Raw genomic sequence first — 12,418 nt, 5'->3', positions numbered from 1 at the left:
AGTTTCGCAAAAATGAAAGGAAGTTTGAAAGCGTGAAAAAGTAATTGCATCCTATTAAACTACTGCGATACAATTTCTATAGATTGGAATATCTGAGTGGCGTATTCAAGGTAAAAGTAGGAAGAAACTAACAATAAGTCATCAACCATCCTTGCTTCCGTGGTAGCCGGAAACGTAAAGTGCTTTCCACTCTGGGTAAATATATAGATAGCAGGAGGTCTGGGCGTTAATGATGAAGGTTTGGCGGGTGGTCATCGTGGGTTGTCATCCCACAAGTATGCTGGGTACAAAACTGATTTTGGAGGAGGGGGGAGGACTTATCGTTCAGGGGATGTATTCCACCTGGAGCGAGGGCGTTAGAGAAGTGCTGGAGATGAAACCGGATCTGGTACTGGCGGATTATCAAATGCCGGAAGGCAATGTGGAAACCGTGCTGCCGGAGATGAAAAATAACTCAGAGCATTCACATTTCATCATCATGACCGAAGAGGAAGACAAGGAATTATTCCAGCCCCTGCTGGAGCTCGGAGCCAGCGGCGTCCTGTCCAAAGGAGCTTCCTCCAACCAGCTGCTCTTAATGATCGAAAGTCTGCGCGAAGGGTTCCTGTCGGTTCCGCTGAAGTGGATTCAAAGGGGATACCGTCCGGTGACCTCGACACGGAGTCTGGAGGGCGTTATGCAGCTGACTCAGACAGAAATGTTCATCATGGAGCGGATTGTACAAGGAATTACATACGACAAGATCGCTCTGGAGATAGAGGTAAGCCGTCGTTCCATCGATAACTACCTCCGGAAAATCTATGTAAAGCTTGAAGTTACGACTCGGGCCCAGGCTATCGAGAAGTATGCGCTTTTCTCTAGGCAAAATAAGCAAATCTACGCGTAGTTCCTGCCTTTGCGACATATTGCCGGCCGGGCTGGAATATTCTTGGTACCAGGGAAGGGGGGAACATATGAAATATGAGTTTTCTGCCCGCGCGCATACATTGCTATCTTCACCGCTGCTTAGTATCCGGACACAGACGCGGCGCAGCACATTAATCTCTCTGGCAGAAGAGCTACCTGCGGAGGAATTGTTCCCATTATCGCTGCTTGCGGAAACGGCCTCTACCGTAATATCGGCTGATGCCAGTGCGCTGCAATATGGCGATCCTGAGGGCTATGGTCCGTTGCGGGACTGGTTAACCGGGGATTGGCTGAAGGGAAAAGGAGTGGCTGCCCCGGAGGGCGGAGTTCTTCTGACAACGGGAAGTCAACAAGCTATCGATTTGCTGTCCCGGGTCTATATCGATCCCGGTGACCGTGTGCTGGTGGAGAATCCGACTTCACCGGGCTTTCTGCAGGCACTCCGCATGCAGGGTGCCGTCATTATTCCGGTACAGGGAGACCGGGATGGGCTGCTGCCTGACCATCTGCGTACCCAGATCCGCCAGCACCGGCCCAAGATGCTGTTTGCGACGCCGAGCTACACGAACCCGAGCGGGATCCTCTGGAGTCTGGAGCGGCGTAAGGAAGTGCTCGAGCTGTGCATCCAGAATAACGTGCTGATCGTAGAGGATGATTCCTATGGCGATTTGCATTTCCAGAAGGCCGGTCCCGGCGGATCTCCTGCTGTGCGGTATCCGTCATTGTATGCGCTGGAGAATGTCAGCCAGGGCGGGCATGTGCTCTACATCGGCTCATTCAGCAAGACGGTTGCGCCTGCCCTGCGGACAGGCTGGGCAGCCGGCAGCCGGGAGCTGATCGGGATGATGACTGCTGCCAAGCAGATGGCTGACTGGCAGTCCAGCTCGCTGAACCAGCGGCTGCTGCATCATCTGCTGGATGTAACGGCATTTGATCTGCGTGAGCATATCGCTGTGCTGAACCGCGAATACAACACCCGCCTGAAACTAATGGCGGAGCTGCTGAAGCGTCCGGCTTGGAAGAATAGTGATTATGCGCTTCCCGAGGGCGGCATGTTCCTGTGGGTCTCCCTGCCGGAAGGGCTTGATGCAATGACACTGCTCAAAGCGTCGCTGGCCAAAGGGGTCGCGTTCCTGCCGGGGCAGCTATGCAGTGTAAATGGTGGCGGCAACCGCATCCGTCTTAACTTCAGCCATCCCGGCCGGGATGAGCTGCTGCTGGGGATGAACCTGATGAGTGAGGCGGTTACGGAGTTTACAGCGCGGAGCTGAGGGCTTGCTTCCTAGGATTACTGCATGCTAGGGATTATGAGGCTGCGGCATGGCAACCGGGAGCAGGAAGACGAATAGGGAAAAAATACAGAGGCAAAGGTGATACGGAGAGAAGAAATTAGTCTAAGGCCATAGCTGGCCGACTATGGCGACTCCTATCTGCTGTATTTTGTGCAACAGATTCGTTATTCCCGGCTTTACAAATTGTTTCTATTGCACTTTGTACAGCAGATTTCCGGAAAACCGCAGATGAGGGCTGAATTTATGGAATTTAATTGTAAAAAATACAATAGAATCGAATTTCTCATTCATTAAGCCGGATTCTGTTGTACGAAATACAGTAGAACTCAAAACACAGACTTCCGGAATGAGCTTGAAGTGAATTACGATTGTTTAGCAAGCCCTTGGTTATGAGGGCTTGCTTTTTGTTTTGAGAAAATGAAGGTACTGCTAAACTGGCTGATGATTCAGATGTGCAGATGTGTAATTACGATTGCTGCGGCGGGAGCTTCTAGAGCTTGCCCGCACTGACCTCAGTAATCGCAGCATATTCCAGTAGCGCCGCCGTTCCCGCCGGCGTCAGCAGGTACCGGCCGCGGTTCACCCGGGTGAACCAGCCGTAGTAGTTGCGCTGCAGCATCGCCGCAGCGCCGGGCACACCGCTCCGCCGGCGCAGCTCGGCGGGCGTGATGCCGGCCCGGGCCTGCGCAGCCGCCGGGCCTTCTGCAGGCGCTGCTGCGCCTGCCTTAGGCGCGCGGCTCCGCTTAGCGCGCCCATCCAGGAGGCCGAGCGCGGCTTCGGCCTCAGCGGCCTGCAGCGCGAGCGCGACGCGCAGCGCCTTCTCCCGGTAGGCCGTCACGAGCTTGACGCGCGTGCTGCCGCCGGTGTTGTAGTCCCCGCTGCGCTCACGGAACTCATAGAGCAGCTTCTCGCGCCGCCGCGCGCCGCTGCGGATTTGGGGCGGCGCGTCGCCCGGCTCCGCGAGCACCTCGACCAGCGGGGCCTTCGTCTTGTAGAAGACGATGGTGATCAGCCCGAGGCCGAGGCGGCGGCACAGCCCGCTGAGCTCGCCCCAGCGCTGGTTCACCGCGCCTTTTTTGTCGCGTACGCGTTCCACGGCGAGGTAGACATTGGGGCTGAGGCGCAGACGTTCAACCCCCTGCAGCAGCAGGGCGAGGTTGAACGTTTTTTTCATCTCCACGATTAGAGGCAGCTCCTCCCCCTCCCGCAGGCCGACCAGATCACAGGTCCGTACCTCGCCCTTGATCGAATAGCCCTGCCGCTCAAAAAATGCCTTCAAAGGAGCGTAAAGCTCCGTTTCATGTTTTACTGCCATCGTACTCACTCCTGCGCCTAATTTAACATTATATGTGAAGTTCTAGTTTATTTTAATGATTCTCTATTATAGCACAGCAAAAAAGAGGTCAACTATTCCGGGCTCGCCGCATAGGTATGTAATACACTTTTAAAGCCAATCGAGCAAGTAGGAGCGCAAGAGGAGGCAGCGAGCAATGGATATTTTTGAGCGTATAGCTTCGTATCGGGCTGAGAACGACCGTTTGGCGTGGAGCGGCACCTTCAAGGACTATATAGAACTATTGAAAAAAGACCCCTCTCCCGCTAAAACGGCTCATTCCCGCGTATACGACATGATCAAGTCACACGGCGTAGAAGACATCAACGGACGCAAACGGTATAAGTTTTTTGAACAGGAGATTTTTGGGCTGGACCGTGCGGTAGAGAAGCTGGTGGAGGAGTATTTCCATTCTGCCGCCCGCCGTCTCGACGTCCGCAAACGGATACTGCTGCTCATGGGACCGGTCAGCGGCGGTAAATCGACACTGGTAACTCTGCTGAAACGGGGTCTGGAGCAATATTCGCGGACGGATGCAGGAGCGGTGTATGCGATTGAGGGCTGCCCGATGCATGAAGATCCGCTGCACCTGATTCCGCTGGAGCTGCGCCCGGAGATTGAACGCGAGCTCGGGGTACGCATTGAGGGCAATCTGTGCCCCTCCTGCCAAATGCGGCTCAAAAATGAATACCGTGGAGACATTGAACAGGTCAAAGTCGTACGGGTGATTCTCTCGGAAGAAGAGCGCATCGGCATCGGGACCTTCAGTCCTTCTGATCCGAAGTCGCAGGATATCGCCGATCTTACCGGCAGCATCGACTTTTCCACCATTACCGAATACGGCTCGGAATCCGATCCGCGCGCCTACCGCTTCGACGGGGAGCTGAATAAGGCCAACCGCGGGGTGATGGAGTTCCAGGAAATGCTGAAGTGCGACGAGAAGTTCCTCTGGAATCTGCTCTCACTGACCCAGGAAGGCAACTTCAAGGCGGGCCGGTTCGCACTCATTTCGGCGGATGAAATGATCATCGCCCATACGAATGAAACGGAGTACAAATCCTTCATCTCCAACAAAAAGAATGAGGCGCTCCAGTCCCGTATGATCGTCATGCCGGTGCCTTACAACCTTAGAGTGTCGGAAGAGGAAAAAATCTACGCCAAGCTGATCGCCCAGAGTGACATGAAGCATGTGCATATTGCCCCGCACGCCTTACGGGCAGCTGCGATCTTCTCCATCCTGACCCGCCTGAAGGACAGCAAGAAGCAGGGTATGGACCTGATCAAAAAGCTGCGGATGTACGACGGGGAAGAGGTAGAGGGCTACAAGGAAGCCGATCTTAAAGAGATGCAGTCGGAATACCTGGATGAAGGCATGTCTGGCATTGACCCGCGGTATGTTATCAACCGGATTTCCAGTGCCCTGATCAAAGGCGACCTGCAGTGCATGAACGCGCTGGATGTCCTGCGGGCCATCAAAGACGGGCTGGATCAGCATCCTTCGATTACCAAGGAGGAACGAGAGCGGTACCTGAACTTTATTTCCATCGCCCGCAAGGAATACGATATTCTGGCCAAAAGCGAAGTGCAGAAGGCCTTTGTCTACTCTTTTGAAGAATCGGCCAAAACGCTGTTTGAGAACTATCTCGACAATATTGAAGCCTTCTGCAACTGGAGCAAAATCCGCGATCCGCTGACCGATGAGGAAATGGAGCCGGATGAGCGGCTGATGCGCTCGATTGAGGAGCAGATCGGAATCTCCGAAAATGCCAAAAAGGCATTCCGCGAAGAAATCCTGATCCGCATTTCAGCCTACTCCCGTAAAGGGAAAAAGTTTGAATACAATAACCACGACCGGCTGCGTGAGGCGATTGAGAAAAAGCTGTTCACCGACCTGAAGGATATTGTCAAGATCACCACCTCCTCCAAAACGCCGGATGAAAGCCAGCTCAAACGCATCAATGAGGTAAGCAGACGCCTGATCGATGAACACAACTACTGCCCGATCTGCGCGAATGAGCTGCTGAAATATGTCGGAAGCCTGCTGAACCGATAAGGATTCATAGATCTGGATGAATACCGAAAGCGTACCTCCCGTCTATCAGGGGTACGCTTTTTTGCCGTTGCCTGGATTAAAAAAACGCTCCCTATGGGTATTCTTCGCCATACCCTAAAATCAATTTTTCTAAAAATGTAAATTAATATAACTTTCACTAATGGTGTCACGTCTAACATATTGTAAATCCTTGGTATTCAAAAAACACGGTGGGAATCCAACACCATAACCTCGTTTAGCTTGGAAATATTGAAAAGGAGAGATGCCGAAATGAATAAAAAATTAATTGCCATCTCCATTACTTTGGCAGCGGCTGCTGCTATTTTCCTTGGAGTGCAGAATACAAAGGATGATACCCATCCAATGAGTAGTACACCTCAAGTTCAAAAAACTTACAAATTAAACTCAGACCAAGCCAAATTGGTTTATTATGAAAATGTGGACGAGATCACGAATAAGGCCACTGCGATTGTAGTCGGTAAGGTAGCAGGAGAACAACAAATTACTGATATTAACGATGAAAGCTCTGGTACATTGTTATATCATCGGGCTTTCACTCCCGTACAAATCGAAAAGTCCTTTAAAGGTAACTTCAAAGAAGGAGACCAAATTCTCGTATCTGAAGATGGTGTTCTTATTAATAATGTATATGAAACCTTAGAAGGATACGTAAAGATGAATAATGCAAATTCATACCTTTTATTTCTAAGAGAAGTTGAACCAGGGAAGTTCGCTATTTGTGGCTCTTACCAAGGGAAATTTAATGTCGATAAAACATCCAATGATACCTCATTTGAAGAGCGTCAAATCACGCAAAGTCAATTAAATGACTTAGACTACTTAGGCGAAAATTCAGAGCATTTCAAAAATTTAAAGGAGCAGGCACTTGAAAAATTCCTTGAAAGTAATTGAAATTTCATAACATCGAATTCTTTGCAGCTGGAGTGAAATCCGCGAACGGATAGGTGATCTAGGCATGTGAAAGGGAATATCCCGAAGCCGCTGTTTCTGGCTTTGAGATATTCCCTTTATTGATGATGTGTTCAGTGAGTGTGTTATTCCTTCCCGTGGCTGGAATCTTTCTCCTTAGATCCGCCGACGTTGAACCCCATGCCGCCGGTATAGTTGCCTAATTGTCCGGTAACTCCGAGGCCTGCGCCTTGACCGCCTCCGAGCTGTGCCTGTGCCTGGGCTCCGAGTCCATTCTGTCCGCCGAGCTGCAATCCGGCATTGAAGCCTGCACCTTGGCTGATGCCTAAGTGACCTTCCGCATCCGCTTGAAGCCCGTACTCTCCTCCGACGTTGGCTCCGGTATGAAAGCCAGCCCCCTGGCCGCCTCCGATCTGTGTTTTAGCCTGTGCAGCAACTCCGAATTTGCCGAGGGCCGCAGCTTCCGTATCAATTCCAAGCCCTTTTTGCGTGTCGAGATGGGCGTTACCCTGCGCTTGAATTCCATAGGAGGCGCCGCCAAGATGTCCATTCGCGTAGAGCTCCGCGCCGTTTTTTGCTACATGTCCGCCTGTATTCAGGCCTAAGCCATGCTTGCCGCCGACTTCGCCGCCGGTTTTCAGATGGATTCCCTGCCCGCTGCCTACGCTTGCATTTAAATACCCGTCGGCCAGCTGCTTGGCGGTTGTGCCGGAATTGTCTGCTGCCGGCAGGTCTGCCGGGCTGCTGTCTGAGCGGTAGTGATGATAGTAGTGGGCATAGGGAAAAGATTCCTGACTGGCAGTCCGGATATAGCTGTACCGGTAATTTGACGAGACCGGATTTTCGTTCTCAAGGGTCATCCAAGATTCCTCCATTGTTATCAATAGGTTTAAATTAGCCTATTCATCATGGGCATGAAATGATACCTTGTTTTCAGCAGGGACATCCTTTTAGCCGGATTATAGCTTTAACATATACAGCAAAACAGGAACAGTTCTCCCGTGATGCAGTTGTTATAATAAAATTACCGTACGGGAAAGGCTGGGTTGCTCAGTGAATTACAGTAAGGATATAGAGAAATGTATTGAATATATTGAGGAGAATATTAAGGAAAATCTGACTGCAGGGCAAATTGCCGCGGTGGCCGGATATTCGCCGTATCATTTCTGCCGTGTGTTTAGCCTGTGCAGGGAGATGTCAGTGATGGAATACGTGCGAAGCCGGAAGCTGTCTTTGGCGGCGGTGGATTTGTTCAAAGGGCGGAGCGTGACCGATATTGCGCTGGATTATGGTTTCGAGACTCATGGCGGGTTTACGAAGGCATTCCGCAAAGTGTATGGTTACCCTCCCTCACAATATGCGGTGCGGATGGCCGGTTATCTTCAAGATGTCCCAAAGTTTAAAATCGGAGGTTATATCATGAATCCTGTAATAGTGAGTAAGCCGGCTTTTAAGGTCGCAGGCTATGGTATTGAAACGAATGTGGTTGGAGGCAATTATACGAAGGATATTGCGTCTTTCTGGATCCATTATGAAGGTGAGAATTTGGAGTCGAAAATGTACGACATTCTCAATCCCCCGAGGCATGGCGAAGTGGGGCTATGTGTTCCGTCTTTTGACAGCGGCAACGCCACTTATCTGCTGGGTGTGATTGTGGATGATTTCTCCAGGGTCACGCCGGATATGCTGACAGCTGAAGTGCCGGAGGCTGAATATGCGGTGTTCACCACGCCGCCTGTGGATACTTCGGGGGGTTCGGAGCAGGAGGATTTTGTGCAGGTGATCAAGAGCACCTGGAAGTACATTTTTGAAGAGTGGTTTAAGGACAGCGGTTATGTCTACGACGAGGGCAAGCTGAATATTGAATTTTACGATGAACGCTGCCACTCGCGTGTCGATACGGTGATGGAGATTTATATTCCGGTGAGGGTGCGGGCGGGAAAATAGGACTAATTGTGTGGCGGATGCAAAAGGCCGGGCAAATACTGCCGGGTTATAAGCTTCACTGCGGGAATGTTTGGACTTCCGGCCGCTGTTGTCTCCAGATTTATTTGATTATATCCGAAATCGGATTAAATCTGGAGACAAAGGCGGACGCTACCGCTCCTACAGTTCCAAAATTCCCTCCGTTACGCTTACCTGGGCAGTATTTGCCTTGTATTATTCCTATTTACCGGCCGCTTGGGGTGGCAGCCGTAGTTAGGCCCGCAGCGCACGTAACCGTGCTGGCGGGCCTATTGCAGCATGTAGGTAGCAAATGCTGCCCGGGTATATGGGCTTCACTGCGGGAATGTTTGGACTTCTGGCCGCTGTTAAGGTTGGATTTCTTCATTGGACCGCTGTGCAGCGGTGGAAATCCAACCTTAGCCTATGCTTCCGATGCGAGCTTTCCTACGGAAAGCTTTCAGGCGGACGCTATCGCTCCTACAGTTCCAAAATTCCCTCCGTTACGCACACCTGGGCAGCATTTGCTTTATATTATTCCTATTTTACCGGCCGCTTGGGGTGGCAGCCGTAGTTGGGCCCGCAGCGCACGTAACCGTGCTGGCGGGCCTATTGCAGCATGTAGTGAGCAAATGCTGCCCGGGTGTATAAGCTTCACTGCAGGAATATTTGGACTTTCGGCCGCTGTTAAGGTTGGATTTCTTGATTTGAACCGCTGTGCAGCGGTGGAAATCCAACCTTAGCCTATGCTTCCGATGCGAGCTTTCCTACGGAAAGCTTTCAGGCGGACGCTATCGCTCCTACAGTTCCAAAATTCCCTCCTTTACGCTCACCTGGGCAGCATTTGCTTTGTATTATTCCTATTTTACCGGCCGCTTGGGGTGGCAGCCGTAGTTAGGCCCGCAGCGCACGTAACCGTGCTGGCGGGCCTATTGCAGCATGTAGGTAGCAAATGACATTCGTAAGATCATCTAATACCAATCATTTCCGGCTGGCACTATAATAGGTTAGGAAAAATTATATGGGAAATGACCCATGCCGGAAAGGAATGTTCGTAGATGCCATTAGTTGATATGCCGCTTGAACAGTTGAAGAAGTATGAGGGAAGGAATCCGCGGCCGGCAGATTTTGATGCTTACTGGGAGCGGGCGTTGGATGAGCTTGAAGCTGTAGAGGCCAATCTTGAGCTGATTCCAAGCGCTTTTCAGACCCCACAGGCGGAATGCTTCGATCTCTACTTTACGGGAGTGCGGGGTGCCCGCATTCATGCCAAATACATTCGCCCCAAAAAGGTGGACACGCCGCAGCCGGCGATTCTGCAATTCCACGGATACACCGGTGACTCCGGTGACTGGCAGGACAAGCTGGCGTATGCATCGCTGGGCTTCTCAGTCTTGGCGCTCGACTGCCGGGGGCAGGGCGGTTCTTCGGAGGATACAGGAGGCGTAAAGGGCAACACCCATAATGGTCATATTATCCGCGGATTGGATGATCATCCTGACAACCTGCTGTTCCGCCATATTTATCTGGATACCGTCCGGTTAGCCAGAATTGCCTTTGGCCTGCCGGGGGTTGATCCGCAGCGTGTATATGCAACAGGCGGCTCCCAAGGAGGCGCGCTTACGATTGCCTGTGCTGCCCTGGAGCCCCGGGTAACCAAGCTCGCACCTACATTTCCGTTCCTTTGCGATTACAAACGCGTCTGGGAGATGGATCTGGATAAGGATGCCTATCTAGAACTGAATACGTTTTTCCGTAAGTTTGATCCGCTGCATGAACGTGAGGATGAGATTTTCGAGAAGCTCGGCTATATCGATCTGCAGTTTTTGGCCCCACGCATTCAAGGGGAAGTTTTGTTTTTCACCGGCCTGATGGACACCATCTGTCCGCCTTCCACCCAGTTCGCAGCGTATAACAAAATCATTTCACCGAAGCAACTGGTCGTCTATCCGGATTTTGGACATGAATGGCTTCCAGGCAGTGCCGACCGTGTCATGCAGTTTTTCCTGGAAGAGTAGCTTCATAGAATGATAATCGGCGGACCTTGCAGGTATTGGGGCAGTCAGTTAAAGCCCGCTGAGTGTTTCAAATGCTCTAAATAACGGGCACGGATCAGCAGAAAGTACAGGATTTGTGCGGCAAGGAAAACGATGTAGACTGTAATGGCCGATTGAGTCACCGGTGAATGGAACAGGTTATGCAGAGCATAGAGCGCAACGGAGCTGTGAATGAGCGCGACCACGAGCGGTACGAAAAACAACAGCGCGATCTGTAGAGTTGCCACCTTCTCTAGCTCCTTGCCGGTCAACCCGAGCTTCGATAGGGAACGGTACTTCTGCTTGTCATCATTCAGGTCGGTAAACAGCCGGAAATATAGAAAGCTTCCCGATGCAACAAAAAATAAGCAGCTGACAAACAACCCGACGAAAAGCAACAGATTATAGGTCCGCTTCATCTGTTCCTCCAAATGGGCTGGAGATGCGAACCAGAAACCGGAGGGTTCTGTAGATCCGAGCTGCCCGGCGATGGCCTCACCCGTGTCCGCCGTTGAATCGGCGCTGTCCGTATTGTAACTGGTTAAAAGCTGTTCTTTTTGCGGATTACCCAAGGAGCCAAACATCCGATCTGGAATGATCAACAGCGGTTCATCGGCCAGGGGAGGCGTGACCGCCTTTCTGACGGTTTGTTTCAGGTTGAATGTGATGAATGTTCCCTTCACTGACCACTGGTGTTCTGGAAACGGCCGGTTTTTTATGGTCCAGATGGTCGCAGCTTCATTACCCTGCAGCGACAACACCGGGTAATCCAAGGCCTCTGCAAGCTTGTTATACTCGGATAGGTTGATGAAGTTAAGGGATTGTCCATTTATCGAATCGAAGCTCGCTACATGGGCGGACAATTTATCATAACGAACTCCCCGTTCTTGGAGCTCTTGTTCGATTTTTTTCGTGTGATAGGCTGCCTGCCCGGCATCGCCGCTGGTTTGGATGTAATTATAGGCGAACGGGTACGCAGCCGTGATTTGTTTGTGGATGGTTTCCAGAAATCCCATCAAGCCGCCCATCGCGCAAATGGCGACTGTCGAAACGATCGTCACGAGAAAGAACATGCGCGCATTGTCCTTCATGCGGTAAGCCATGTCAGATAGAACGAGCACATTTGTTTTGCGTAAAAAGACAGAGCGGTTGTTTCTTAACTTGCGAATCACAAACACGCTTAATTGTGTGTACAAAAAGTAAGTGCCGATGATGGTTAGGACCGTGACCGGTAAAAGAACGAAAACGACCGTGGGACCTTTAACCTGGAACGATATGATATATCCGGCTAGTAGAAGGCAGAACGCTGTAATAGAAAGAAAAACAGATGATTTAGGCTCAGGCTTCGGTTTGGCGCTGCTACTCAGCAGATCGATCGGCTTGCTGGCCCGTACGAATACGGCTGTGAACGCGGAGATAACGAGAAACAACAAGACAAATGCGGATAGAGTGAGCAGAATGGCTGTGCCAGGCAAGTAGTATGGCAGCGGGCTCATGTGCATCACATCGGCTCCGATCATCATGAATAGCTTGGCGAACAGCATGCCGGCGGCAAGACCTGACACTATGGAAGCAAAACCGATCACCATATTTTCGATAAAGACGATCTGCCGCAGCTGATTATAAGTCATGCCGTGCATGATGAGCACTCCGAATTCCCGTTTGCGGGATTTCAGGAAGGCACTGCCGGAATAGAGTACGAAAAAGATGGCGAATACATATACGATATATTCCGCAACAGTCATTGCCTCAACCGCCGGACCGTTGAAACCGGAGTTTTTAATGGCAGGGTGAAAAATAAATACAGCATACATGAAAAAGATCATCACCGAAAACGTGCTGCTCAGAAAAAAAGCGGCATATGTCCGTTTGTTCCGGCTAACATTCCGGAGGGCAAATTGTCGCAACGTCACTTATTGATCCT

10 protein-coding genes are annotated in these 12,418 nt (G+C 51.1%); 7 read left to right on the top strand and 3 right to left on the bottom strand.

All coding sequences use genetic code 11. The annotated features are described in order from the left end of the window. Positions 1-229 precede the first annotated feature (229 nt). Both L6H70_RS13075 and L6H70_RS13070 read left to right on the top strand, forming a co-directional pair. Positions 230-886 (top strand): response regulator transcription factor, encoded by a 657-nt coding sequence (locus L6H70_RS13075; RefSeq protein WP_236333696.1) that lies wholly within the window; start codon positions 230-232, stop codon positions 884-886. Positions 887-953: 67 nt separating this feature from the next. Next, positions 954-2,177 (top strand): aminotransferase-like domain-containing protein, encoded by a 1,224-nt coding sequence (locus L6H70_RS13070; protein WP_236333694.1) that lies wholly within the window; start codon positions 954-956, stop codon positions 2,175-2,177. A gap of 511 nt (positions 2,178-2,688) precedes the next feature. Here L6H70_RS13070 and L6H70_RS13065 read toward each other — a convergent pair. Then, entirely contained in the window at positions 2,689-3,513 is an 825-nt protein-coding gene (locus L6H70_RS13065; RefSeq protein WP_236333693.1) for a DUF2161 family putative PD-(D/E)XK-type phosphodiesterase, read from the bottom strand. A 175-nt stretch (positions 3,514-3,688) separates the two neighbouring features. On the opposite strand from L6H70_RS13065, the gene L6H70_RS13060 reads away from it, so the two are divergent. Both L6H70_RS13060 and L6H70_RS13055 read left to right on the top strand, forming a co-directional pair. Next, positions 3,689-5,584, top strand: a complete 1,896-nt coding sequence (locus L6H70_RS13060) for a PrkA family serine protein kinase (RefSeq protein ID WP_236333691.1) — start codon at positions 3,689-3,691, stop codon at positions 5,582-5,584. A 270-nt stretch (positions 5,585-5,854) separates the two neighbouring features. Next, the gene (locus tag L6H70_RS13055) at positions 5,855-6,496 is read left to right on the top strand and encodes a hypothetical protein (protein WP_236333689.1); all 642 of its coding nucleotides are present in this window, start codon (positions 5,855-5,857) and stop codon (positions 6,494-6,496) included. 143 nt (positions 6,497-6,639) lie between these two features. Here the strand turns inward: L6H70_RS13055 and L6H70_RS13050 are convergent, their stop codons facing one another. Continuing rightward, a complete protein-coding gene (locus tag L6H70_RS13050) occupies positions 6,640-7,374 on the bottom strand; it encodes a hypothetical protein (RefSeq protein ID WP_236333686.1) in 735 nt (244 codons plus the stop codon). 193 nt (positions 7,375-7,567) lie between these two features. On the opposite strand from L6H70_RS13050, the gene L6H70_RS13045 reads away from it, so the two are divergent. The 3 genes from L6H70_RS13045 to L6H70_RS13035 all read left to right on the top strand — a co-directional run bounded on the left by L6H70_RS13045 (position 7,568) and on the right by L6H70_RS13035 (position 10,476). Further along, positions 7,568-8,461: an AraC family transcriptional regulator gene (locus L6H70_RS13045; RefSeq protein WP_236333684.1), complete on the top strand. Its 894-nt coding sequence runs from the start codon at positions 7,568-7,570 to the stop codon at positions 8,459-8,461. 347 nt (positions 8,462-8,808) lie between these two features. Then, positions 8,809-9,201: a hypothetical protein gene (locus tag L6H70_RS13040; RefSeq protein ID WP_236333682.1), complete on the top strand. Its 393-nt coding sequence runs from the start codon at positions 8,809-8,811 to the stop codon at positions 9,199-9,201. A gap of 315 nt (positions 9,202-9,516) precedes the next feature. Beyond that, the gene (locus L6H70_RS13035) at positions 9,517-10,476 is read left to right on the top strand and encodes an alpha/beta fold hydrolase (protein ID WP_236333680.1); all 960 of its coding nucleotides are present in this window, start codon (positions 9,517-9,519) and stop codon (positions 10,474-10,476) included. 44 nt (positions 10,477-10,520) lie between these two features. Here the strand turns inward: L6H70_RS13035 and L6H70_RS13030 are convergent, their stop codons facing one another. Beyond that, on the bottom strand, positions 10,521-12,407 hold the full coding sequence (locus L6H70_RS13030; RefSeq protein ID WP_236333678.1) for an FtsX-like permease family protein: 1,887 nt from the start codon (positions 12,405-12,407) through the stop codon (positions 10,521-10,523). Between the last annotated feature and the right edge of the window lie 11 nt (positions 12,408-12,418).

The organism is Paenibacillus auburnensis, assembly GCF_927798115.1.
Taxonomy (GTDB): Bacteria; Bacillota; Bacilli; order Paenibacillales; family Paenibacillaceae; genus Paenibacillus_AQ; species Paenibacillus_AQ auburnensis.
The sequence above is the reverse complement of the archived record's forward strand: the minus strand, read 5'-3'. Positions and strand labels throughout refer to the sequence as shown.